The sequence below is a fragment of the Rubritalea sp. genome (assembly GCF_051252225.1).
In the GTDB taxonomy this organism is placed as follows: Bacteria; Verrucomicrobiota; Verrucomicrobiia; order Verrucomicrobiales; family Akkermansiaceae; genus Rubritalea.
On record NZ_JBPOGE010000001.1, the window covers coordinates 511,053 to 535,872 of the forward strand.

22 protein-coding genes and 3 tRNA genes are annotated in these 24,820 nt (G+C 46.9%); 15 read left to right on the top strand and 10 right to left on the bottom strand.

The window, feature by feature from the left end; genetic code table 11:
• Positions 1-3: 3 nt before the first annotated feature.
• Genes ACSHX2_RS02270 through ACSHX2_RS02280 form a run of 3 tightly spaced genes read right to left on the bottom strand, consistent with a single transcriptional unit; the run spans position 4 to position 4,274 of the window.
• Positions 4-2,040 (bottom strand): glycosyltransferase, encoded by a 2,037-nt coding sequence (locus ACSHX2_RS02270; RefSeq protein ID WP_435690159.1) that lies wholly within the window; start codon positions 2,038-2,040, stop codon positions 4-6.
• A complete protein-coding gene (locus ACSHX2_RS02275; protein ID WP_435690161.1) occupies positions 2,037-3,512 on the bottom strand; it encodes a glycosyltransferase in 1,476 nt (491 codons plus the stop codon). Before ACSHX2_RS02275 ends, ACSHX2_RS02270 begins: the two co-directional genes overlap by 4 nt.
• Before the next feature lie 45 nt (positions 3,513-3,557).
• The gene (locus ACSHX2_RS02280) at positions 3,558-4,274 is read right to left on the bottom strand and encodes a DUF547 domain-containing protein (RefSeq protein ID WP_435690163.1); all 717 of its coding nucleotides are present in this window, start codon (positions 4,272-4,274) and stop codon (positions 3,558-3,560) included.
• Between the two features lie 191 nt (positions 4,275-4,465).
• Between ACSHX2_RS02280 and ACSHX2_RS02285 the strand changes: the two genes are divergently transcribed.
• Positions 4,466-5,830, top strand: a complete 1,365-nt coding sequence (locus ACSHX2_RS02285) for an NAD(P)/FAD-dependent oxidoreductase (RefSeq protein ID WP_435690165.1) — start codon at positions 4,466-4,468, stop codon at positions 5,828-5,830.
• Position 5,831: 1 nt separating this feature from the next.
• On the top strand, positions 5,832-7,199 hold the full coding sequence (locus tag ACSHX2_RS02290; protein WP_435690166.1) for a 4Fe-4S binding protein: 1,368 nt from the start codon (positions 5,832-5,834) through the stop codon (positions 7,197-7,199).
• Positions 7,200-7,377: 178 nt separating this feature from the next.
• Here ACSHX2_RS02290 and ACSHX2_RS02295 read toward each other — a convergent pair.
• Positions 7,378-7,450 (bottom strand) — tRNA-Lys (locus ACSHX2_RS02295).
• A gap of 325 nt (positions 7,451-7,775) precedes the next feature.
• Between ACSHX2_RS02295 and nusA the strand changes: the two genes are divergently transcribed.
• The 12 genes from nusA to ACSHX2_RS02355 all read left to right on the top strand — a co-directional run bounded on the left by nusA (position 7,776) and on the right by ACSHX2_RS02355 (position 16,536).
• Complete coding sequence (nusA, locus tag ACSHX2_RS02300; RefSeq protein WP_435690168.1) at positions 7,776-9,041, top strand: transcription termination factor NusA; 1,266 nt, start codon at positions 7,776-7,778, stop codon at positions 9,039-9,041.
• Between the two features lie 70 nt (positions 9,042-9,111).
• On the top strand, positions 9,112-11,232 hold the full coding sequence (infB, locus tag ACSHX2_RS02305) for a translation initiation factor IF-2 (RefSeq protein ID WP_435690169.1): 2,121 nt from the start codon (positions 9,112-9,114) through the stop codon (positions 11,230-11,232).
• Positions 11,233-11,318: 86 nt separating this feature from the next.
• Entirely contained in the window at positions 11,319-11,684 is a 366-nt protein-coding gene (gene rbfA, locus ACSHX2_RS02310) for a 30S ribosome-binding factor RbfA (protein WP_435690171.1), read from the top strand.
• A 158-nt stretch (positions 11,685-11,842) separates the two neighbouring features.
• Positions 11,843-12,334 carry a DUF3592 domain-containing protein gene (locus ACSHX2_RS02315; RefSeq protein ID WP_435690173.1) on the top strand — a complete coding sequence of 164 codons (492 nt, stop codon included), beginning with the start codon at positions 11,843-11,845 and terminating at the stop codon, positions 12,332-12,334.
• A 48-nt stretch (positions 12,335-12,382) separates the two neighbouring features.
• Complete coding sequence (locus ACSHX2_RS02320; RefSeq protein ID WP_435690175.1) at positions 12,383-13,012, top strand: phosphatase PAP2 family protein; 630 nt, start codon at positions 12,383-12,385, stop codon at positions 13,010-13,012.
• Between the two features lie 24 nt (positions 13,013-13,036).
• The gene (locus tag ACSHX2_RS02325; protein ID WP_435690177.1) at positions 13,037-13,783 is read left to right on the top strand and encodes a pyridoxine 5'-phosphate synthase; all 747 of its coding nucleotides are present in this window, start codon (positions 13,037-13,039) and stop codon (positions 13,781-13,783) included.
• A 1-nt stretch (position 13,784) separates the two neighbouring features.
• The gene (gene acpS / locus ACSHX2_RS02330) at positions 13,785-14,171 is read left to right on the top strand and encodes a holo-ACP synthase (RefSeq protein ID WP_435690179.1); all 387 of its coding nucleotides are present in this window, start codon (positions 13,785-13,787) and stop codon (positions 14,169-14,171) included.
• A 95-nt stretch (positions 14,172-14,266) separates the two neighbouring features.
• A tRNA-Asn gene (locus ACSHX2_RS02335) sits at positions 14,267-14,341 on the top strand.
• A gap of 199 nt (positions 14,342-14,540) precedes the next feature.
• The gene (locus tag ACSHX2_RS02340) at positions 14,541-15,350 is read left to right on the top strand and encodes a hypothetical protein (protein WP_435690180.1); all 810 of its coding nucleotides are present in this window, start codon (positions 14,541-14,543) and stop codon (positions 15,348-15,350) included.
• 125 nt (positions 15,351-15,475) lie between these two features.
• Complete coding sequence (locus ACSHX2_RS02345; protein ID WP_435690182.1) at positions 15,476-15,841, top strand: STAS/SEC14 domain-containing protein; 366 nt, start codon at positions 15,476-15,478, stop codon at positions 15,839-15,841.
• 95 nt (positions 15,842-15,936) lie between these two features.
• Positions 15,937-16,011 (top strand) — tRNA-Asn (locus ACSHX2_RS02350).
• A 69-nt stretch (positions 16,012-16,080) separates the two neighbouring features.
• A complete protein-coding gene (locus ACSHX2_RS02355) occupies positions 16,081-16,536 on the top strand; it encodes a hypothetical protein (RefSeq protein WP_435690183.1) in 456 nt (151 codons plus the stop codon).
• A gap of 4 nt (positions 16,537-16,540) precedes the next feature.
• Here ACSHX2_RS02355 and ACSHX2_RS02360 read toward each other — a convergent pair whose 3' ends face one another.
• The 6 genes from ACSHX2_RS02360 to ACSHX2_RS02385 all read right to left on the bottom strand — a co-directional run bounded on the left by ACSHX2_RS02360 (position 16,541) and on the right by ACSHX2_RS02385 (position 23,216).
• The gene (locus ACSHX2_RS02360; RefSeq protein ID WP_435690185.1) at positions 16,541-16,813 is read right to left on the bottom strand and encodes a Precorrin-3B methylase; all 273 of its coding nucleotides are present in this window, start codon (positions 16,811-16,813) and stop codon (positions 16,541-16,543) included.
• A gap of 89 nt (positions 16,814-16,902) precedes the next feature.
• Positions 16,903-18,033, bottom strand: a complete 1,131-nt coding sequence (locus ACSHX2_RS02365) for a TlpA family protein disulfide reductase (RefSeq protein WP_435690187.1) — start codon at positions 18,031-18,033, stop codon at positions 16,903-16,905.
• Positions 18,034-18,097: 64 nt separating this feature from the next.
• Positions 18,098-18,700, bottom strand: coding sequence for a ribosome biogenesis GTP-binding protein YihA/YsxC (gene yihA, locus ACSHX2_RS02370; RefSeq protein WP_435690189.1), 603 nt, complete (start codon positions 18,698-18,700; stop codon positions 18,098-18,100).
• Between the two features lie 268 nt (positions 18,701-18,968).
• Positions 18,969-20,390, bottom strand: a complete 1,422-nt coding sequence (locus ACSHX2_RS02375; RefSeq protein WP_435690191.1) for a PepSY-associated TM helix domain-containing protein — start codon at positions 20,388-20,390, stop codon at positions 18,969-18,971.
• 77 nt (positions 20,391-20,467) lie between these two features.
• Positions 20,468-22,495, bottom strand: a complete 2,028-nt coding sequence (locus ACSHX2_RS02380) for a TonB-dependent receptor family protein (RefSeq protein WP_435690193.1) — start codon at positions 22,493-22,495, stop codon at positions 20,468-20,470.
• Between the two features lie 283 nt (positions 22,496-22,778).
• Positions 22,779-23,216 carry a hypothetical protein gene (locus tag ACSHX2_RS02385; protein ID WP_435690195.1) on the bottom strand — a complete coding sequence of 146 codons (438 nt, stop codon included), beginning with the start codon at positions 23,214-23,216 and terminating at the stop codon, positions 22,779-22,781.
• Between the two features lie 113 nt (positions 23,217-23,329).
• Here ACSHX2_RS02385 and xseA point away from each other — a divergent pair, with 113 nt between their 5' ends.
• The gene (gene xseA, locus ACSHX2_RS02390) at positions 23,330-24,667 is read left to right on the top strand and encodes an exodeoxyribonuclease VII large subunit (RefSeq protein ID WP_435690197.1); all 1,338 of its coding nucleotides are present in this window, start codon (positions 23,330-23,332) and stop codon (positions 24,665-24,667) included.
• Positions 24,668-24,820: the final 153 nt, after the last annotated feature.

Below are 24,820 nucleotides of genomic sequence, written 5' to 3' on the forward strand. Positions count from 1 at the left end.
GTTTTACAGCCTATTACTCCTTCTTTTTGGGTAGTAGGTCTTATAAAACGCTTTACTCAGTTCTACTCGTTTTTCGGTAGAATAGAAGAGGGTACGATATTGGAAGTAGAATCTAACAATAGTGAAGAACCGTTTCCAATAGGTAGTTTTTTTCCATTTTTCTGCCGATACAGTGCTCTCGTGAGCAAGGTGAAGCGTGTCTCCATGGAGTCGGAGTCGATCACTCATCTCTACATCTTCCATTAAGGGTTGATCGGTTAAGATGTTGTTGTGGATCGCTGTCAATCTGTGGAAAAATTGGTTTTGATCACCAAAGCTCGTTTGTAGCAGGCTGGCTCTGAAGTCGTTCATGCATTCAATCAAAAGTAGCCCAGGGTTAGAACGGTTGAATCGCTGGCCGAGACTTCCTCCTATAATGTCAATGTTGGATTCGGTCGCATTCTGCAGTTTGCTTATGGTGTCGTGCTGGAGCCGATTGTCAGCATGGAGAATGAGGCACCAATCACAGGTAGCTGCTGCCACTCCTGTTTTGATCTGTAAACCTCTCCCCACAGGCGAGTGAACTGTCTTGAGAGGAAAGGACTCTGAGTGTGGCTTATCGTGGTCACTATCAGAGGAGCAGACGACGATGACTTCATCGGGGCGTGGTGTTAAGCGCTCGATATCTTGTATTAGCTCTGTAAGGTTCTTATCGATTTCTAGTGTTGGAATCACTACAGACCAAGATTGCTTATCTCTTTTTTTGCCGATGATGTCAGGCTTAGTGATAAGGTTGAAAAGCGAGATCAGGTGGCGTGGGAGGTGAATGAGGCAAGCCAGAACGAAGGGCAGCCAGAATAAATATCTAGCCCAAAGAGGAAGCGCCCAATTACCCGTAGTCTCTAATTCATTCCACACGAGGAAATAGAATGGGGTGGTTAGGGATAGGGTAAGCCAAGGGAGGGATGGTCTAAACGCAACGAAGGGTAGTATCCATGAAAGATACCAAAAGTGGACGATAGGAGCAAAGAGGATTAAACCTCCAAGACAGAAGTTAAGGCTTATCCAGAGCTTATCTTTTATACAGAGCCAAAAGCCAATCCCCCATGAGATGAGAAAGAGAATGATACAAATCTGGCTTCCTGCTGACTTCGTAAACCCTAAGCCGTCGACTAGAAATTGGTTCACCGGGGCGTTAAAGCGAAAGTGAGCACCGAAGTTGATCAGCCCATGCGCCATTTGAAGGCTGTCTTCATAGTGGAGAATAACTGGGATAAGGCAGATAAGAATGCCTGCAATGATTCCTTTTGCTCCAGTTTTGAGTAAAATGATCGGAGCCGCGACAATCGCCATGACTTTGATCGATATAGCAAGCCCAACGGCTATACCACATGGGATGAACCACTTTTTAGCGTGAGCCAATACTGAGAAAGTGAGGAACAAAACCATGAGTATATCAAAGTGCCCCTCACCAGCGAAAGACAGAATAGAGATAGGGCTTAAGGCATAAAAAAGAGCCCAGTGTAGAGGTCTATGATAGTGGTGTAGCAGTGCTAGAAGGATGGCTATAAGAAAGAGGTCCGCTAAAAGAAATGCGGCTTTATAGCTAATAGGCGAGTAAGCAAAGCTATTGATGAATCTGAACGTGTGCAGAGATAACGGGGGGTAAGCCGTGGGGTTATCCTTATGGTTCATGAGCTCCCAGTATTGGTCTCGATAAGGTACGTAGGATTCATGATCTGCTGTATGAGTGTATGGACTCACGCCTTGCGAATAGAGGTTTCCCTCCCAGAGGTAACGGTTGACATCATCAGAGGCTCCCGTTGGAAAAATGGCGATACGTGTTAGGGCTGAAACTAACAGGATCAATAAAACCGCCTTTGCCCCTCGGATTTGAGGGAAAGTGAAGACCATAGCTATGCCTATTAGACCTATTAGCACGCCGAGTATTAGACGCGGCGTGCCGTAGCTATCAAAGGATGGGGTGACTAGGCCATACCACAAACACAGCACTGAAATAGTGAGGCTTAGAGCGTTCCAAACTATCCAACGAAGATTCAAGGCTTTGATTTTTTAACTCTACCGTCACTCAGGCTCCTATAGCCAAACATAGCAAAGCCGAAAGAGTAGATGAGGAAAAAGGGAACGATACCCGTCAGGCCTATATTATAATATAGATAGGCGGTGAGTAAGGTGAATGCAGCCATGAAGAGCTCGAACATCGGCATGATTGTCGCTTTGCCGAGATCTTTGAAGGCTGCTTTATTGTCGCCCTGTTTAGGTGTTCTAACAAAAGGCGACTTGATGCCAATAATTCCTTCTGCACAGGCCCGCGCATTGCTGAGGCATATGCCGAAACCGATCAATAGAAGCATTGGTAGGCGGGTAATAAAATTAAAGAACCCTTTTTCCTTATCGAGCCAGCGCTCGGCAGCTAAGTAGAGTAAGCTCGGTCCCATCATAGCTAAAGCCATCGGGAGCGCAAACCATGCTACCACAACTGTCCCGAAAGGGACTTCGTGTAATAAGATAATGGGCAGGGCCAAGATTGCTTGGAGCAGCATGCAGAAGTGAATGGAGTAGTGGGTGAGGTGAAACGTAGCCTCGACTTTTCTTGAGACAGGAATTTCAGCTTTCCATACGAGAGGTAGAATTTTTTTAGCTGTCTGCATAGAGCCCTTGGCCCAGCGGAATTGTTGGCTACGGAATGCTCTGAAAAAAGGTGGAAGTTCAGCGGGTACAACAAGATTAGGCAGGAAGTGGATTTTCCAGCCTTTTAACTGTGCTCGGTAAGATAGGTCGAGGTCTTCAGTGAGTGTGTCGGCATTCCAGCCTCCAGCATCTGCTATTGCTTCACGCGACCAGACTCCCGCTGTTCCATTAAAGTTCAAAAAGTAATTATTATAAGAGCGAGCTACCTGTTCCACCACGAAGTGGCCATTCACGCCCACACTTTGTGCTCTGGTGAATGCGTTCTCGTCTGCATTGATGTGTCCCCAGCGAGCTTGTACCACACAGCATTTCTCCCTGGCTTTGAAATGAGGAATGGTACGCCGCAGAAAATCTGGGGGAGGGATAAAATCACTGTCAAAAATAGCGATGTAAGGTGCGTCATTGAGCTTTAATCCATAGTCAAGAGCCCCAGCTTTGTAGCCTGACCGGTCTTCTCGCCGGATAGTTTCAATACGGATTCCTTGTGCTACTAAATTAGCAACCACTGAATCGACTAATTCAACGGTTTCATCCGTGGAATCATCTAGCACTTGGATGAAGTGATTTGGGTAATCAATCGATGCAACGGAGCGGATCACGCGCTCCGCAACGGCTAATTCATTATATAGAGGGATTTGCGACAGCACGGCTGGAGCGTCAGTTTCGACGATAGCAAATTCTGTTTCTACGGTATTATTTGAATCAGTGATTTCGTCTCTTTTTCTTAGGAAAAGAAAGATAATGAAATAATTATGCAGGCCATACAAAATAAGTATAGCGCTGCACAATGCGTAGATAATGAGCGGTATGTTTTCTAACATGAATGGAACAAGCTTGTTTTATTAGTCGGTAGAATCGTGACAAGCTTATTTCGCAGTGTTCAGGCCCCAGTCGTATTTGATCCAATCTTTTTTCAGAGTGGTACTTAGTTTTTTTGTTCTATACTTGTTCAGAAAGGTAGCTGGATTTTGAGTTTTAAAATCTGAGGCATACCAATTAAAGAGTTCTGAGTAATAGGCTGTAGAGCCTTTGACGATGACTGCGTGATCGCTATCCGCAAATTTGGCAGCTTGCTCATTGAGTTGAGCTTCGAGCTTATTTCCTTCAAAGGCCTCGTTGCGGAGTGGCGGACAGCTTATACTGGCACAGTTTACCGCGAGATGGACTCTGGCGTCAGGGAAATCACGCAAGAGCGTTTTTTTCTCTAAGCTATTTAAACTGATCTTTCCCTTAGGGGTCATTACGAAATTTTTGTCGAAGATCGAGAAGGCCTTGCCAATCTTAGTAACAGATTCCAGGGGGTAGTGGTCGAGGACTACATCCACCATGGAGGCATTATAGAGGTTGATGCGAAATGCTGCTTGGTCTTTCATTTTTAGCTTAGAGCTGTCGATTTTAGCCCATTCGCCTAAAACTGTATCTAGCGCTGCTTTATCGGAGGTATTTGCAGACCAAGCATCATAGTTCACGCCAGAAGGCTTGGCGTATTTTTTTAAGAGCTCGTTGTAACTAGTATAATCCTGAGCATTGAGAACGGCTGTGCTGAGAATTACTGCGGGGATGACCAATTTAATGAAATTCATGAATGTTATGTAAGTTGGTATTTAGACGCAACGGACAGTGATTCTATTCCCTAAAAAAAACGTACTCAATTGGTATGTCTCGGATTATAATAATAGGATGTTGTGGGAATAAAGCCGAAGAGTTTGGTGTCTTACTGGGCAGAGATCAGCACCCACAAGTTTCGTTGAAATCAACAAGTATTACCGATCATATGCAACCAATCATAATAATAGGCAATGGCATTGCTGGAGTGACAGCAGCGCGCGAGATCCGTAAGCTGGATTCTGAGGTCCCATTGCTGATCATCTCCGGAGAGACTGACCATCACTTTTCACGCACTGCCCTGATGTATATTTTTATGGGGCATATGAACTATAAGGATACGAAACCTTACGAAGATTTTTTCTGGGAGAAAAACCGCATCGATCTTCTCCGAGCTTGGGTCGAAACCATAGACTCAGATAGAAATCAAATTGTGCTTCAAGGGGGCGAGAGAATGGAGTATCAGGAGCTCATTCTTGCCCTTGGATCGGTACCTAACAAGTTTGGCTGGCCCGGACAAGATCTGCCTGGAGTTCAAGGACTCTACTCAAAGCAGGATCTTGACCAATTAGAAGAGTCTGCCAAGACCGCTAAACATGCGGTGATCACAGGTGGTGGCTTAATCGGTATTGAAATGGCTGAGTGTCTTCTCTCTCGCGGTATCCCTGTTAGCTTTCTTGTGAGGGAGAATAAGTTTTGGGGCAGCGTACTTCCTGAGGAAGAGGCTCACATCATTGGGAAGCATGTACGTGAGCACCACTGCGATCTACGAATGGGGGAGGAACTAGGTTCTATTCATGAAGGGGCAGACGGACGTGTCTCACATGTCATGACCAAGAAGGGAGAGCGAATTGATTGTCAGATCGTTGGAATCACTGCTGGCGTGCGACCAAACATCGCTTGGATGGCTTCAAACGAGGCGATTGAAACGGACAGAGGTATTTTAGTGGATCATTATTTTAGAACCAATGTCCCGAATATTTGGTCGATTGGTGACTGTGCACAGTTTCGCGAGCCACTTCCTGGACGAAGACCACTAGAGCAAGTTTGGTACACGGGGAAAATGCATGGTGCTCATTTGGCCGAAAACTTGCGGGGTAAAGAAAAGCCTTATGAACCAGGCATTTGGTGGAACTCTGCTAAGTTTTTTGATATTGAATACCAGACCTATGGAATGGTTATGCCGAAGCCTCCCGAGGGTGAATCAACTTTTTTTTGGCAGGCTAAGGATGCGAATGTAACGATTCGTATTAATTATGAGACCGAATCTTTAGCTGTCACGGGCTGTAATGTGTTTGGCATGCGTCACCGCCATCAAGTTTGGGAACATTGGATAGCATCCAAGACTACTATTCCAGAAGTCATGGCCCACTTAGCTGCAGCTAATTTCGATCCAGAGTTTTTTAAGAAGTATGAGCCTCAGATTATAGAGCGCTGGAATGAAATGAATCCGCAGCACCAAGTGGCTCATAAAGTAAAAAAAGGTCTTTTCTCAAGCCTCCTAAGACGTCTCCAACCCTCACCTACAGTATAATATGCCAAGTATGATTCATGAAAGCCATTCGATTGTCCCTCCAGATCCTAAGCTGGATTACCTTCAGCGTATCGGATTGGTTATTCTGGGCATAGGGATCTCATTGATGTTTGCGTCCCTGTTTAATGTATGTGAAGCGATTGCTGTCGGTGCTACTTTCTGGGTGTCACTCACTGCTATTTTCGCAGGAGGTCTCACCTATGGTGTGCGCTCTCACTTGAAGAGACAGCCAGGTATCCAAAATAATGGAATGACTAGGTCTTCAGCAACCTCCCGTGGAGCCATTGGCTGGCTGATCGGGGTGACGTTCACCTCATTTTATATACTCTACTACTGGTGGCCTGAGCATATCATTGGCTTAACCCGCTTCTTTGATCCTCTCAGCTTGTTGATCCGCAACCGTCCAGCCGACCAATGGTTTGTCTACGGCGCGCTCTATACGATTGGTGTAATCATTATGGGAACTAAGGCGATATTGAAATACCGTCATTCTCGCTATCAAATGATTAGGACGTCTTCAATCATCGCTTCTCAATTTTTTCTAGCATTCTTGACTCCATATTTGATGGAGCGTTTGAATCAGCCATATTTCGCGCCGAACTACTTCTGGCCACTTGAATACAAGGTGATGATGCCAGGTAAAGTAGCTGAGTTGGCAGAAAAGGGAGCGGTTGGACACTTTATCGTTAGTTGGGCAATTATCATGACTCTTATCGCGACACCGATACTCACCTATTATTTCGGTAAACGTTGGTATTGTTCATGGGTGTGCGGCTGTGGTGGACTTGCCAATACAGCGGGCGATTCATGGAGACATCTCTCAAATAAGTCTCTGACTGCTTGGAAATTTGAAAAAGTGTCCATCTACACAGTATTTGTATTTGTGGTTGTGATGACAGGCTTCGTGTGGCTGACCAAAGCATTTGGTTATTTTCCTGAGTTTTCTCCTAAGATTCATAAAGTCTATGGGTTCTTAATCGGTAGTGTGGCTGCTGGGGTCATTGGCACAGGCTTTTACCCGATCCTAGGTACCCGTGTTTGGTGTCGCTTCGGCTGTCCTATGGCCGCGGTGCTTGGAATCATTCAGAAAATGAAATCTAGATTCCGTGTCACCACTAATGGAGCTCAGTGCATTTCCTGTGGAAACTGCTCTACGTACTGTGAAATGGGGATCGATGTGAGGTGGTATGCCCAGAGAGGTCAGGATATCGTCCGAGCTTCCTGTGTCGGCTGTGGTATGTGCTCCGCAGTCTGTCCACGAGGTGTGCTACAGCTAGAAAATGGTCCGACAGATAAAAGGGCTGAATACCAGATAGACCTCTTGTCTCCTCTAAAAGCCCGTAAACTGGAGGACAAGATAGATAAATAAAAAAGGAGTAGTTGTCCGACACCGGTCAGCTCGTGCAGCTCACTGATTTGGATACGCATTGTTCATTCAATTCACAATGCTAGCAGTCGAACTGCGTTCTCTTCTAGGTCTTTAGTTTAAGGCACAAAAAAGCCTCAAGGCTGGTTAAGCGCTTGAGGCGATTTCTACATTTTAAAAGTACGCAGACTGGGACTCGAACCCAGGACCAATTGGTTAAAAGCCAACTGCTCTACCAACTGAGCTATCTGCGCGTTTGTTGGTTATTTGAGGTGCTCCTTGCGGTGCGGGCAGAGACGTAGTGGCTGGAGAGGTGGATGACAAGAATGTTTTTCTCTTTTACCTCATTTTTTTTGAGTCTCTGTAAATAGGGCGGTTCTAAATGGATAATGCACAGAGGTTCACGCGTGAAATGGGTGTTTGTGAGGGCTGAGATTAGTCTTGCAAGTAAAAACGGCTCTGCTAAGTAGAGCGCATACAACTCTGGCCGGAAGGAAGGGGTGGGTGTTTTAGCCCACTCTTTTTTGTATCAGGATATCTTCTGTGACTGGCCCCAAATACAGATACACTTTACTAACCATGACTAACGATATCGTCGCTCTCATTGACTATTATGAGAAGGAAAAAGGCATCGACCGTGATAAGGTCCTTGCTGCGCTTCAGTTCGCTTTTCTTTCAGCATACCGCAAGATGGTGCCGGGTTCCGATAACATTGAGGAACTCCGTGCAGCTATTGATACTAAGAAAGGTGATGCGACAATTTTTGCCACCCTTCAGGTAGTGGCAGATGGTGAGCAAATGGATCAATGGAACGAAGTAGTGGTTTCCACAGCGCGTAAGATCAAAGCTGATGTTGAAGTCGGAGGTCAGATAGAACTCAATGTGACTCCAAAGAACTTTGGACGTATCGCAGTTCAGACAGCCAAGCAGACAATGATGCAGCGTCTCCGTCAGGCTGAGAAGGAAATGATCTATGACGAGTTCAAGGACCGTGCAGGTGACATCGTGAGTGGCACCGTGCGTCGTTTCGAAAAGAGCGATGTCTGGATCGATCTCGGTAAGTTTGAAGGTAAAATGTCTTCCCGTGAGCGTGTTTCTACTGAGGAATACAATATCGGTGACCGTATCCGCGCATACGTGGTAGCCGTTGAAAACGAGCAACGTGGACCTGAGATCATTCTCTCCCGTAGCCATCCTAATTTTGTCCGTCGTCTCTTCGAAGCTGAAGTGAGTGAAATTTCTGACCGTACTGTTGAACTCCGTGGTATCGCACGTGAAGCAGGCTACCGCACTAAGGTTGCTGTTTCTAGTGCTGATGAGAACGTTGATCCAGTAGGTGCTTGTGTTGGTCTTCGTGGAGCGCGTGTGAAGAACATCGTCCGTGAGCTCAATAACGAAAAGGTCGACATCATCCGTTGGAGCGATGATCCAGAAGAGTTTGTGCACGAAGCACTTAAGCCGGCGACTCTCCGCTCCGTATCTCTGGATGAAGAGAACAAGGTGGTCAACGTCACTGTTGATGAAGAGGAACTCTCCAAAGCAATTGGCCGTCGAGGTCAGAATGCGCGACTCACTTCCCGTCTAATGGGCTGGGATGTACAAGTCCGTAAGGATGAGAGCCAGCAAGAACAGTTTGAAGCTCGTATTTCTGATGCTTCACATAGCATTGCTGACCAACTAGGTATCGATGACGATACTGCGGATAAGCTTTTCCGTGCAGGTGGTGCGACTCTCGAACTCGTGACTCAGATGCCAGCGGAATATATCGCGCAGGCACTTGAGATTTCCGACGAGGACGCTCAAGAAATTCTCAAGAAGGCAGAAGCGGCACAAGCTAGTGCCTAATCCCAACCCCGAGCAGCACAGCTTGCATGCTAGTGACTGCTATTAAACTAAACACCGAAAGAACAGCTCTATGGCTGATCAGAAAGATAACATAAACGAAAAGAAGAAAGTTCTCGACCTACTCGACGACAGTAAGCCGAAGAAGCCATCCCGCCGTGAACGACAGCGTGATGAAGCTTCCAAGGTGAAGACTCTCGACGATAAAAAGGCTGAGGCTCTCGACATCTTTGACGAAGGTGGTAAGAAGAAGACCTCTGGGATTACAAAGGGTACGGGTAACGCCAAGCTTCCAAGCATTTCTAAGCTCAATGAGCCGAAGGTGGATGTTGAACTAGTCAAGGCTGAGGAAGTCTCAGACGAGTCACCAGCTTCTGCTCCTGTTACTGAAGTAGCTGCTGTGGATGGTGAGAAAATCATTCACCTCAAGCCACCGATTGTGGTCAGTGAACTTGCTGACGCAATGGATCTTAAGCCCTTCCAGCTCATGGCTGATCTTATTAAGCTTCAGGTTTTCGTAGCGCCACATCAGGCGATCGAACCAGAAGTAGCGGAGAAACTCTGTGACCAACACGGCTTCAAATTTGAGCGCGAAAAGCGTGAAAAGGGTGCAGGTGTTCACAAAGTAGAAGAAGTTTTTGTAGAGCCAGAACCAGAAGAAGACGTCCCAGAAGATCAGCTCAAGTTACGTGCTCCGATCATTACTTTCATGGGTCACGTTGACCATGGTAAGACATCTTTACTCGACTATGTGCGTAAATCACGCGTTGCTGCGGGTGAGGCTGGTGGAATTACCCAGCACATTGGAGCGTACGGAGTGAAGGATGACCTAGGTCGTCCAATCACGCTGCTTGATACTCCAGGTCACGCCATTTTCTCAAAAATGCGTGCACGCGGTGCTGATATTACAGACATCGTCGTTCTCGTGGTTGCTGCCGATGATGGCATCATGCCACAGACTAAGGAAGCTATTGACCACGCGAAAGCAGCGAAGAAGACCATCATTGTAGCCGTCAACAAGTGTGACCTACCTGGTGCTGATCCTACTCGTGTACGTACTCAGCTCATGGAACACGGTCTTACACCGGTTGATTTCGGTGGAGATGTTGAGTGTGTAGATGTTTCCGCTAAAAACGGAACAGGAATGGAAGACCTTCTTGAGCTACTCGCTCTGCAGGCTGAAGTTCTCGAACTCAATGCGAACCCTAAAGCGAATGCTCGTGCATCTGTGATCGAAGCTCGTATCCAAGCGGGTAAAGGTCCTACTGCTACAGTGATCGTTGAAAGTGGAACACTGAAGCCCGGCATGCCGTTCATCTGTGGACCATTTAGTGGTAAGATCAAATCTATGCTTGATGACAACGGGAAGCCTCTCCAAGCGGCAGGCCCAGCTACACCTGTAGAGGTACTTGGTTTTGCTGAGCTACCCAATGTGGGTGATCAAGTTGTTGAGATGGAATCTGAGCGTGCTTCTAAGAAGCTATCGGCTGAGCGTCAGGGTGAGAAGCGTAATGAACGTCTCGGTGGAGCTCAGAAGAGCCGCCTCAGTGACTTCATGTCCTTAGCAAAAGGTGATGCTCAAAAGGCTCGTCTTCAGCTTATCCTTAAAACTGATGTTCAAGGTTCTGTAGGTGCTATTACTGGCGCAATCGCTGAGATTGAGTCTGATAAAGTGGAGGCGCGTTTCATTCACGCCGCAGCAGGTTCGATTACTGAGTCTGACATCCTACTCGCTAGTTCGGCGAATGCAGTTGTGATTGGTTTCAATACCAAGGTGGAAAGTAAGGCTGTTCAAGCTGCCAAACGCGAAGGTGTAGAGATTAAACTCTATTCTATCGTTTACGAACTTATCGATACTGTACGTGATACTATGCTAGGCCTTCTAGAGCCTGAGACTCGTGAGACCATCATTGGTCACGCAGAGGTGAAGCAGGTGTTCAAGGTGAACAAAGGTAAAGCTGGTGGCTGTATCGTGAAGGATGGCAAAGTGACCCGTGTGGCGCATGCTCGTGTCCTCCGCGGTGGAACTCCAGTGTTCGATGGCAAGATGTCCACACTTCGTCGTTTCCACGACGAAGTTAAAGAAGTTAAGCAAGGTATCGAATGTGGTATCAAGCTCGGAGCCTTTAACGATTACGAAGAAGGCGATATAATCCAGTGTTACAACTTGGAGAAGGTCGCACAGACTCTCTAACCGAATTTTTAAAAGCCTCGGGGTTGGTCCCGGGGCTTTTTTTGACTCGAGAATTACGGTTCTTAAATTTAAAAAATCAAAAAGAAATGTCTCAACGACTCGATAAAATCAATGAACTCTTGAAGCGTGAAATTAGTAGCTTCGTTCAAAAGGAATTCGAATTTAAAAACGCACTCGTGACAATCAGTGATGTCCACATCACCGATGACCTACGCGAAGGCAAAGTCTTCGTAAGCGTGCTCGGTGGTAATATGGACAATGTCTTATTAAAACTTACACAGAATAAAGGCGCGATCCAGAGATTCATTAACAAGCGCACGAATCTCCGCTGTACACCAGTTTTGATGTTCCGTGAAGACACCTCAACCGAACGCGGTGTAGACATGGTGAACCTACTTGATGAAGTAGCTCAGCTTCCTACAGCTCCTTCCGAAGAGGAAGAGAATAAGTAATCTATGAGGGGCGTCACTCTATAGACGTCCCACTTGTGATCTGAAAGAGTACTTTGAATAAGCGAGTTTCTTATAGAACCTCACCATCCTACATGCTACTTTTCTTTTATATATAAATCTTAGATTGATGCCGATAGAGCGGCGTCTTTACCGTGGCTATGAGTGAAAAATCTAGTAAAGCTGGTTCCATTTACCTTTTCGGTATTGGGCTTTTTTTGTTTTTTCTTGGAGCTGGCTTTTGCTGGTTGATGGCGAAAAGCTTTCGTAGCGCCAGCGATACCCGTGAGTGGGTGGAGACTCCTTGCCTTATTATTCAGTCAGAGGTTGGCAAGCGTGCGGATGTCAATATCGCTCCTGAATACCGTTGGGAAGTAGCTTTCAAGTACCAGTTTCAAGGCGGCGACTATGTGAGTGAGCTGTACAAGCCGCGTGGTCAAAAATGGCAAAAATCTATTGAGAAGGTGAAAAAGCAAATCGCTGAGTACCCGCAAGATGCTCAATCTGTGTGTTATGTGAATCCCGAAAATGCTAGCATGGCGATCCTGGATCATGACACAAAGGCTGCGGGCTATTCCATTTGGTTTCCAGCTATCTTCTCGGTAGGTGGTATAGGCATGATGGTGGGTGCCGTTCGAGGAGCGAGGAAGTAGTTTCCTTGTTGTCTCTACTTTGTGATGTTGTACTTTAGGTGTTAGAGCATGAACTCCACCTATAAAGATTTGTTGCGTCGAGTATATTCAGGTATCGTCTTGGTGATCTGGATCATGGCGCCGTACATGTTACTGCAGCGGTTCGCTATTCGTGAGGTGTACTGGTTAGAGCCTACTGCCTTTGATCGCTGGATTCCCATGAATTTCTACGCCTTGTGGTTTTATGATACTTTTTTCCTGTTGTTGGCTCTTGTTGGATTGAGCGCGCGCTGGCCAGTAGCTCTCCACTACTTTTTGACTATTGGGTGGGCTACTATGGTGGCTCACATGGTCTTTTTCTTTTTTCCGAATGGAGTCTCACGTGAAGAGGTTCCTCTCGATCAGGCTCCATTTTTTTATGAGCTACTATTGGCCTATGATGCACCGAGGAATGCATTTCCATCTTTGCACGCAGCTTTGGCGGTGATTGCTGGATTGGCTGCGAGTCAGTGTAGTCGTTTTCAGCCAGTGGCTCGTTGCTTAATCTGGCTGTGGGTGCTGGGGATCTTCTGGTCAACCATAGCACTGCGCCAGCATGTGGTGGTCGATCTGATAGGTGGCACGCTGGTAGCGGTGGGTGCATGGTTCTTTGTCGGGTGGTTTCACCGCGATGAGATAGAGCAAATGCGTGACAAATAGAGCGCGCTGAGGCATACCGATGGCATGAGCTTACTTCTCGGAGTTAACATTGATCACGTCGCGACACTGCGCCAGGCGCGCTACGCACTACTTCCAGATTCACCGAATGCGGAACCTTCTCCGGTAGGAGTGGTAGAGGACGCTAAAGCTGGTGGAGCTGATTCTATTACTATTCACGTGCGCGTTGACCGTCGTCACATGCAGGACGCAGATGCTTTTGCCGTGAAGGAGCAATGTGATCTGCCGCTAAACTTGGAAATGGGGAATACACAAGAGATGTTGGAACTCGCTTTGAAGATCCAACCCGAATTCGTGTGTCTTGTTCCTGAGACCCGTGAGGAAGTGACCACTGAGGGGGGGCTGGATGTGGCAGGTTTATTTGATAAGCTGAAGCCGACTGTGGAGAAGCTTCAAGCTGCTGGCATTAAGATCAGTATGTTCATTGATCCGGATGTCGAGCAGGTGGAAGCTTCGGCTAAGATCGGGGCTGAAATGGTCGAGCTACACACTGGCTGTTTTGCGAATGCCTTTGGTGAACAACGCCAAAAGGAAGTCGCGCGTCTCACTGAGGCCGCGGTCAAAGGGCATGAGCTCGGGGTACAAGTGAATGCTGGTCACGGTATCAACTACACGAACATCGTAGACCTCTACGACGTGCCGCACTTTGTAGAATTTAACATCGGCCATTCTATTGTAGCTCGCTCGGTAAAGGTGGGCTTCCAGCAAGCTGTGGCTGAAATGGTTGAGTTGATGAAAGGCTATCGCGGTTAGTATGCAGATTTTTGGTATAGGTATAGATGTGGTCGAGATCGAGCGCATCGAGGAATCGATCGAAAAATTTGGCGACAAGTTTCTCAATCGTATTTTTACGCCTGCCGAACGCGCGTATTGCGATGCCCAAAAGCGTCCACATGTGAATTACGCAGCACGCTTTGCTGTGAAGGAAGCTGTGGCCAAATCTTTCGGTACCGGAATCGGGAAAGAGCTGTCCTGGCTAGATATGAGCATTCAGCGCGCTTCAAGCGGTGAGCCGAGTGTGGAACTGAGTGGTGCAGGGAAAGAATTTGCAGAGAAGCACCACATCGCTCAAGTGAAGGTAAGTCTTACACATGCAAAGCTCTATGCCGCGGCAAATGCTGTGGCATTGAGTGCTCGCTAAAAAAAGTCAAATGAGGTCCTAGTTTTTTCTTGCACAGAATCTGGGAATCGTGCAGTTTCCCGCCGTCGCAAGTCGCAAGGCTTAAGACAAAAAGTTCCGGCATAGCTCAGCGGTAGAGCGGGTGACTGTTAATCACTAGGTCCTTGGTTCGATCCCAAGTGCCGGAGCCACTTAATAAGCCTCATTTCCTCATAGGAGATGAGGCTTTCCTTTTTTACTTTGAATAGTTTCCTCGCAGATTTTTACTTTCATGCTAGGAATGTTGCGGTTACTAGATGCTCTTTTTGTGGCGCACTTTGTAATGATTCTTGTCGCGCTTGTGGATCGATACCTGTCGACAGTGGGAAATTAGGTATTTAAAGTGCAAAAATGATATTTAAATTCTTAATTCCCTCATTGTTATGTGGTTTGGGACATCTTGCCATCGCGCAAGAAAATATAGCTTTTGGATCCAGCGCATTTGAAACTGGTTTTGTTGGAAATCTTTATGACTTAAAACAAGATGAGGAAGGGAAACCGACTGAGGTTGGTGAAGCTCGTGATTCAAAAATGGCTTTTTATGAAGCATTTAAAGACTTAATTCGTAAAGGTTTCAGTGACAAATCTTTGAGTGAGTACCGCATGGCCGATGAAGCTAATGAGCTTAAATACTTAATCGTTCCAAGGATGAAAGCTGAAGAGGCTCCGACGGTTTTTGGTTCTTCTTATATTGACCCTAAACAAGTTATCATTGTGTACAAAGGAGTGATAAAAAAGGCTCCGAGTAAATCACTTAGGTTTGCAGGCGTATTTGATGATGCAATGTGTGTTTTAGTAAATGGCAAGCTAGTCTTTTATGTCTCCCGCCATGAAGATGAACTTCGCTATAAGCCTGCTGATGTGAGTAACCGCCGTAAAGAATCGAAGTCTGGCGGGCTAGATGACATTGCCTATGGCGAGTATATCGAACTTAAAAAAGGAGATGAGCTTACTCTCGTTGCTGCAGAGATTCCTGGGGGGGGTATCAGCGGAAAGTTACTAGTACAGTTAGAACGGGGGAGGTACCAAGAGGATTCTTTTGAGGACCCGAAGCTCCCTCCGTTTTTCTGTGGTGATCCGAGTCGAGAGGATCTAGCAACGCTCAAGTCATTAGGTGTCGCAGTAGATGACATACCTGAATTTGAGTTTGAAAGAGAGTAAGCATGTGGGGTAGTGAAGGTTTTAAAAATCAAGCAACACAGCGCTGATCAGATTTAATTTTCTGTTTGTCGAAAGTTCACACAGAAATATACACATGTTGATGTGTCTGGATGCTAACTTAGTGCATGATCACTCTCACGAAAATTAACGACAAGCGTCTCAATCTTGAGGTGACGGGGCTCCTCTCTCCTGAGCAGATGGAGTATGCCTTAGCTGATTTTGAAGCGAAAACGGTGGGCATGGAAGGTGGAGTGATTTTATACCAACTTCACGACTTCGAAATGCCGAGTGCGGCAACGCTGGCAGTGAAGCTAGCTGATTTGCCAAGCTGGTTGAAGTTAATGACGCGGGTTAAGAAAGTTGCACTTATTGCAGATAAAAAGTGGATCCGGAAAATGGCTGAGCTTGAAGGGCTATTTCTCCCGTCTATAGCGATCAAGAGTTTTGAGCCAAATAAAGGACCTGAGGCTGAAGCGTGGTTAGCTGGATAAAAAAAGACAGATAAGTACATTCTTTTTCTTGCATCAGCAGGCTAGTTGGTGCAATTTCCCGCCCGTTACAAGTCGTCAGACTTAAGACGAAAAGTTCCGGCATAGCTCAGCGGTAGAGCGGGTGACTGTTAATCACTAGGTCCTTGGTTCGATCCCAAGTGCCGGAGCCATTTTAATAAGCCTCAGTTGTGAAAGCAACTGAGGCTTTCCTTTTTATCGCGTATTAGTAAGTTTTAGTCATGCCGCATTGCCGCCATTGTGGGTTCCCTCTTGAGAATCAAAGTTCCTGTCCGAAGTGTCAAACCAGCCGTGAGGACATGGGGCGTAATGCTATGTATGAGGTAGACGTGGCGCATAGTGGCGAGACTTGGGAGTTAGCGCAGCAGAAGATCATTCATGCCCTAGATCAAGCTGTTTACGGGCACTTCAAGGGGGTGAAGGTAATCCATGGTTATGGCTCGCTCTCGGGCCAATCGGTGATTGCTCCTCGTGCCATTTCGCTGATGCGTCATCTCGCCGAGCAGTACGAAGCGCGTTTTGCTAAAGACCAAAAGAACCCAGGAGCTAGTATCATTTGGTTGAACAAAGCTGGGGGGAAACAGCCTGATGAAGAAAAACCATTCTTTAGCACTCAAACGAAAAATACTCCCACAGAGAACTGGTTTGACCAAGCGATGAAGCGATCTCAGAAGTGAGGCCTTATTTCGGAGGCTCGCCTTTTGGCTTGGTGCGCTGGGCTCCAAAGTATTTCTCGCTGCGGTAGCGAAGCCAGACTCGAAGCGTCTGTGGAACTTGCTCTTTCTGCACTTCTGTTAGCGTCTGATAGAGTGTGAGGGCTTTTTCACGCTCGCGTCTACAGGCTTTGTTGTTGTGTGCGTCCCAGTGGTTCCGAGATAAGCGAATACGCCGGTTTACCTCTTTGACTAGAGCTTTACCTACAAGTGGCTTGTTGAGCTTTTTCTTCGCTGGCACGTGCGCATACTAACCGATCATTGAAAATGAAAAAAGCCCACAATGCGATGGTGCACTGTGGGCTCTAAATTGAGTAAATGAGCTAATGATTATTGGCCTTGCATGACTTCCTGAATACTTGGGAATTTTCCATCCTTCATAGAAGTTTCAATCGCAGGAAGGATCAGGTCGACCTGAGTCTTAAATTGTGGATCCTCGACTTTCGCTGCGAGCTCTTTGGCTTGTGCGATTGTTTTAGCGGAGCTCTCGGTGTCACCTGAGAGAAACTGGAGACGAGCTTTCGCGATGAGAGAAGGGATTTGTTGTTCTACAGGACCTTCAATAGCTGATTGGTCTTCAAGAGCGAGTGTTGCATATTCCTTAGCTCCTTTCCCCGTTTTCATACCAAGTGCAGCATTTTCGTCCACAGCTGTGACTGTAAGTAAACTATCTGGGTCAGTAGCTATATCAGCACGAATCTTGGAAAGAGCATCCCAGTCAGATTTTTGACTTACAGCTGTAAGAGTGAGTTGGAGCTTTGCTGGATTGCTATCATCTAACTTTTCAGCAACAGCGATGATTCCATCCCAATCCTGAGCTTCGAATAGAGGGGTGATTTTCTCGCGAAGCTCAGCTTCGGATTTTTCGGTTTCAGCCGCCTCTGCAGCGAATTTCGCGGCATCGAAGTCACCAGCTAACATTGATTCAATAGTCGTGTCGTCAAGTCCACCTGGGTGCCCTTTAAAAATGATCTTACCATCCTTGATAAGGAGAGCGTGTGGGATGCCTTGAATTCCGGCTGGGCGGAGCCAGTTGCTTTCAAATGGGCTACCTTGACCACCTGAGAAGGCAACACGATAGGACATTGCGTCACCTTGTGATTCTACAAACTTTTTGACGGTTTCGATATCGTCTTCGAAGACATTCATGCCAATGACGACAAGCCCTTTGCTTTTGTATTTTTGGTCCCATTCATTGACATGCGGGATGATCTGAACACAAGGGCCACACCATGTCGCCCAGAGTTCGAGCATATAGACTTTGCCTTTTTCATCGAGGGACTTGATGGGGTCACCTTGAATCCAAGTGATGCCCTCTAGTGCTGGAGCGTCGGAGCCAACAGTTAGATTACTAATCTCGGCTGTTGCGTCTTGAGCTTGGAGTTGAGTGAGGGAGAGAGCTGACGTCGCCAGACTGCTTATGACAACAGCTTTGAGTAAAGTTTTTGGAATGAATTTCATGGAGCGATAATTTTATATGTAAATGTTAGAGCGTAGAAGGATAGAATTATTCCCAAGGATTACATTAAGCTTTGGCGTCGATGGCCGCTTGGATGAAATTGAGGATGTCTTTTCTACCGAGTCCATTCTCAGAAGAGGTGATGATTGTTCTAGGGAAGACTTCACAAAACTCGCTCATGGCTAGGTGGTAGGCTTCTGCATGGCGGTTGACTGCACCAATTTTCATTTTATCAGACTTGGTAAATGCAAGGACGAACGGGATACCAGCTTCCATCAGCCATTGAGAGAATTGTAGGTCGAGTTTTTGTGGTGTGTGTCGAGAGTCAATGAGCTGGAAGACACAAACAAGGTTCTCTCGATTGAGTAAGTAGTCAGATACGAATTCATTAAACTTATCCTTCTTCTTTCCTGAAACTTTCGCAAAACCATAGCCAGGAAGATCAACGAGGTGCCACTTATTATTGATCCTAAAAAAGTTAATCATCTGTGTGCGGCCCGGAGTTTTCGAGACATCAGCGAGTGGCTTCCGCTGGTTCGTAATCGCATTGATTAGTGAGGATTTACCGACGTTTGAGCGCCCGATAAATGCGAACTCGGGAAGCTCAGGTGCTGGACATGTATCAAGGTCAGGGGAACTGACTTGAAAAGTGGCTTGTTGAATTTGCATGGGCTGAGATTGGCAAGTTCTCGCTGGAGATGATAGTTTATTTTTATCTCAGAGAACTAAAAAAGCTCACTCGGAAATACCGAATGAGCTCTGTAAATTAGCAGCTTTAGATGTCAATAATGTCAGCTCTGAAGGCTGCTGATGAAGGAGACGATTACTAATAGGGATAACGAGGTGAAAATTCAGATCTGAGCTGAAGCGCCTCTGCTAATATAAATTTTCTCCAGAGGCTTACAGAGGCACCATAAATACAAAGTGTGGATAGCTGTTAGTTTTTCCGGCGTTTAAGCAATAGTGTTAGTCCAAGAGCTGTGACGAGAGCAATGGAAACTGCTGCTATTGCTGTGACATAGTCACGCAGGTCCTTGCTGATGGGGTCGAGGAAGTGGAACTTGTGGAGGTTAATGAAGCTTAGGGTTTCTACTAAATTACTAGGCTTTGTACGCATAGCCATATGGGCATTTATGGTGTCCACGGTGTAGTGCCAGTAGTCTTGTTGGTCGAAGTGAACTCGCACGACAGGTAGACGCTTGAAGATGAAACCATAGTCGCGCTGAAAGCTAGTGATGGGCTCGATTTTAGAGACTTGATCCGCATGATAGCCTGAGAATTCGCAGGCTAACTGAGTGGCGAATATTTCTTCTCCATGTTCGAGAGGGCTAAGGTCTTCGGCAGAAAGATAGAGGTTAGCGCCGTGGTTCTGACGGTCCATCTGCGCTAGGCGGTAGTAAGTGTTTTCGTCAATCTCCGCCAAGCTGAGGGTGTGCACAGGCTTATTAGATTTTGCTAGAATTTCGTGTGGGTGGTGGGTGAGTTGAGAAACTGGCACGGACTGTGCGCTGGCCCATTGTGTCGAGTCGTCGTAGTTGTATTTCGCGGCGACGTGGTAAATACCACTGATGCTGAACATGAGGTAGAATAGGGCACTGCCCGCTCCGAGGATTCTGTGGAACTTACGGCTAGCTCTTAGTTTCCTCACTTTTCCGTCTTTTCTTTTCACTCGCAGTGTGACGAGGTTTACGATGCCTGTGATCGCCATGCAGAGACTAAGCAGGCTCATGACTAGGACTACGGTGATTCGTAAGGTGCTGTCACGCGCTCCAAGAAATGACCACGTGTGCCCCCATGAGAAGAGTTTTGCGAATAGACGTTTTGATGGTGAGTCGAAGGTTGCTAGTTTCCCAGTGCGTAGATCGACTACTACTTCCATGCCGTCGGGGCGGTCTAGTTTGACACGGTGTACAGGGAGCAGTCTATTGATGTAGCTGTAGTCCGCTCCGAAAGCATCAATTTTAGATATAGAAAGTAGAGCGGAGTTGGAGTCATCTAGGTAGGCACGAGCGAGTTGCTCGGCGTAGCGCTGGGCTGCATTTTCTACCAATTCTCCAGTTTCTGCATCGTGGAAATAGAGAGCATCGTTCGTATCTACGCTACGGTAAACAGGGGTGTCACCGATAGTTATGAGGTTGAGCTGATGGACCTTATCTGAGCTGGTGTTCAATACCTCTGCCGGAGTGAGCTGAGAAGGGCTGGCCTGTAGTGGGGCTGGCCGTAAGAACATGTTAGCGATACTTGGGCGGAGCCAGTTAGCCATGATCGGGTGAAGTAGTCCGGTAAGGGCCCAGAGAATAACAGGGATAGCTATCCAAGGTGCGAGCCGCTTGTGGAGATGGAAGAGTTTCTTTTTCATGGTGCAAGTAAGGACCCGTTTACGTAGGGGGTTTACGTAAACGGGTCAGTTTAGTTGATTACTTCAAGGCAAAGGAATTACCACTTGAGCGTGGCACCAATGTAAGCAGCGCGGCCGTCTCCAGGGCTCAGGTAGGCATTAGAGGTTGGGTTTACAGTGACAGTCGTCACATGGTCTTTATCGAAGAGATTATCGACACCTCCGTAGAGTGATAGGTGAGTATTCACTTTGTACTTCACCGCAAATTTCCAAATGTCGTATGCTTCAGATTTGAGGGTGTTAGCGTTGTCTGCAATGATGCCAGTAGGAAGCCAGTCGACAGTGATTGATGTCTGCCACTTCTCATCTGGTGAGGTTAGCTGGAGACTTCCAGCGTATACCTGCTCGGCAACTGCTGGTAATTGGTTGCCGTCATATTGACCTTCATCAAAGCTGAAGTCATTGAGCTGATAGCTCTGTACGAAGTCTAACTGGTAGTTGGCTCCCCAGTTGAAGGCATCGTTTAGGTCGAGCGTGAGGTAGGCTTCTATCCCTTTGTGGGTAGTGTCTTCATTTGTTGTTTCATATTGATATGGAGCAATCTCGACATCGATGAACTCATCGTCAACTTGGCTGAAGTAGCCTGTCAGCTGACCTGAGGCAAAACCATATTGGAAGCGAGTACCTACTTCAAATGTGCGCGCTGTTTGGGGATCAACTTCCGCGACGACTTCGGAGAAAGGGGCGGCCTCGAAGCTCTGACTTAGGTTGGCGAATAATTGGTTAGAACCTGTGAGGTCCTTGATATAGCCAATTCTCCATACTGCACCACCTTGGTTTTCATCGAAGTTAGCTTGATTGCCGTTTTCGGGTTCGATGCGACGTTTACGATGAGCTTCTTGGTAGCCAGCTCCAAGGAAAATACGATCATTCTCGGTCAATAGAGTCTCATTTTCTAAGTAGAGGTTAATATTAGAAGCCACATCTTTACGTGCGTTACTTTTAGTGGGGAAACCAGGAAAGGGAACGAATCCACTATAACCACCTACTTCGTTTCGACCGTAATTATAGGTCACATTACTACGGACAATTTGCTTTTTAGAAGCGAGTTGCCACTCATTTTCAGATTGAAAACCGATGCCGACTTCGTCTGTGTCATAGTCTACAAGGTTGTTGAATGCTCCAACCCCGATACCTGTGAGGTGATCGAAATCTAGGTATTGGTAGTACGCGTAGAATGCGTAGTTGGCTTGGTCATTTCCCCATGTGGTACGCTGTGAAATTTTTATAGTAGAAAGATCTCGATCGGTTTGTGGGTCTTGATTCGGGTTTGCTTGCGTAGGATCGTCGTGAAATTCTTCTTCGGTTAACGAGCCTGACAGTTGGGCGTCTGAGTCGCTATAGAGGAAGTAGAATCTGGTTTGCGCTTCATCACTCCAGTGGTAGCCGAGGTTGGCATTGAAGTGGTGGCTGTGCCATGCTTGTTGGTCGCGATATCCATCTGACTCTGAGTAACTATAGCTTGAGAAAAAGTCCCATTTTCCTTCTTCTATCCCGTATTGCACTGAACCTCGGAAGGAATCAAAACTTCCGTACTCTAAAGTCATTTCGGCACCCGGGGCGCTGATGCCATTTTTTTGAACAATATTGATCGCGCCGCCCAGTTGAGTACCACCGTAAAGTAGTCCGTTTGCTCCCGGGTAGACATCGATGTGGTCAATGCTGAGGGGGTTAATGACTCGGAAATAGAATGAACCGTCCGCGTCATTCGCTGGAATCCCATCGACTAATAATGAGATGCCACGACTTCCGTAGCGGCGCTGGAGTCCAGAACCACGGATGGAAAGGCGTGTATCGTTCGCTGTGCCTGTGGATTGAGCGTAGACCTCTGGAGTGAATTCGAAGATGTCTTGTGGTGTGATAACGCTGCCTGGGAGGTCGTCTAGCTTGATGATGCTACCGGCGCCAGGGAGGTTACGAATTCTTTCTTCAGCTGCAGCTATACTGTCAAGTAAGTCGGGGGACTGTGCTGTGATAGTTGTGGTTTCAAGTGATTCGTTTGTCTCCGCGAAAACGAATGTTGGTACGAGGCTTATGCTTAGTAAGCCAGATGTCATGGATTTCATGTTTCTTAAATTTTATAAATGGATTGAGTATGTGCCTGATTGCAATCCGTGATTGTCGGATGAAATCGCACAGTTTAGGCCTCAGAAAACGGGACGCGTGAGTGCGTAGATCTGAGGAGTGGGGGCGCAACATCTCGTGTGCTGCAGTAATGTTGACTCTACCTAGAGCTAGGAGCGTGTGAGCTCAGCTAAGGTAGACAGGCGTAGCTATACTAGAGTACGTCACGTCAGAACGAGTCCGTGAAGAAACGCCTTTATGGTGGTCTAGACTAATGCTACGGAATTAACTCAATGCCTGTGGCGGAGGTGTGTCTGGATGATGCCCGTAAGAACGCTGGGCGAGATCATCGGAGAGAGCGGGGAAAGTGTGCTGTAGCTGTGAAAAGGTTTTGGAGGCTTCGATGGAGAAAGTGATGAATGGCTGCTTCTCTTTCACTTTTTGATCCTTCTGGGCTGGAGCGTCTGGAGATTGTTGTTGCTCTGTTTCGCGTTTAGCTGATGCGATTTTACACATCGGGCAAGCGTGCTCACCGTCAAAGGTGTTTTCGACAGCTTGGCTAACAGAGCCAGTTTGGGCCAGCTGAGCTGGGAGCATAGTAGCCCAACCAAGAACCTGAATGATAATACTGCCAACTCCTAATGAGAGGATCAGTAAGACCACTACCAGTGTACGGAACTGGCTAAAGACAAGTTTTTTTAAGGTTGGAATATGAGCCGACAAGATTTTTAGAAATCACTTGGAATCGAGTGATCAGTTATCCAAGTATGGTGTGTGAGTCAAGTGCATCAGAGAGTATTCCTTGAATCTAGAGATGAAGTGTTAATGATGCGTACATGCCCGAAGCCAAAACGATCAGCGTCACTCGTCTCGTTAGAAAAATGCGTAATCTTCTAGAGATTGAGCTCGGTGAAGTGTGGGTAGAAGGAGAGGTTTCTAACATGCGCCGTCAGTCAAGTGGGCACCTTTATTTCACATTGAAAGATGACGGAGCGCAGATGAGCTGTGTGATGTTTCGTGGGAATGCGAGTAGAGCGAAGGTTCAACCAGACAATGGGATGCAGGTGAGGCTTTTTGGTGAAGTTTCAGTGTACGAAGCACGTGGCTCAGTTCAGCTGATTGTCAGACAAGTGGAGTCCGCGGGTGAGGGGGAATTACAGGCTCGGTTTGAGGCTCTGAAAAAAAAGCTAGATGCTGAAGGGCTTTTTGCAAAAGAGAGGAAGAGGCCTTTGCCAAGATTTCCTAAGAAGGTGGGGTTAATCACCTCAGGAACAGGTGCAGCCCTACAGGATATGCTTAATGTGCTGGGGCGAAGAGCTCCATGGGTTCAGCCAGTTTTATATGCCGTGCAAGTGCAGGGCGTGGGGGCTGAGAATGGGATTGCCGATGCTATCAACCAATGGAGTCAGTGGCAGGAGAATGGCCTGCCAGAGGTGGATGTGTTGATTGTGGGTCGAGGTGGTGGATCGTTAGAAGATTTATGGAATTTTAATGAGGAGATCGTGGCTCGTGCGATGGCAGCCTGTAGCATTCCTGTTGTTTCGGCTGTTGGGCATGAAATTGATTTTACGATTGCTGATTTTGTGGCTGATATGCGCGCTCCTACACCGAGTGCTGCAGCTGAATTGGTGGTGCCTGATGGAGAAGATTTACTGAGGAAGTTACAGCGTTATGGAGCGGGAATGTCGCGCGTAGTCGAGAGTGAGGTCAGACGTTACGAGGTACAGCTTAGTGGTATGCAGCGTGGTGCTCTGTCCATGTCAGTGGAGCGAGTGCTGCGTGAACCAATGCTTCGCTTATTACAGACTGGGAAAGATATGGATGATGCGGTCGTTCAGCAGTTAAACGAGCGCCAGCAGTGGCTAGCTCTGATGAAGCAACGCTACTCAACACTCCATCCAGAAAACCTGATCGATGGTCGACTTGAGAAGGTCGCGAACCGGAAGAAATTGTTAGATAGTGTCTTAACGAGTAAACTTGAACGGTTTGAGCGTCAGTTACAGAGGCAAAAATCGATGCTACGGGCGCTTGGACCAGATAGTGCTTTTGAACGAGGTTTCTCTATCAGTTTGACCAAGAGTGGTGAGCTTGTGCGTTCGGCTGACCAGTTAGACAAAGGAGACATACTGGTCACTAAGCTACGCGACGGTGAAATAGAGTCTGAAGTCTGTTAGGTATACCGCAAAAGGGACGGATCTATAGCGGAGAAAGGATAGCCATTTTTGGCAGTAACTCAGCATGCTGGCAATGGGGAATAATTTTTGATCTTAGCGGGGAATCCAGTGAGTCAATATTCTGTATAGGAATGTACTACTGGATTTTTTTTG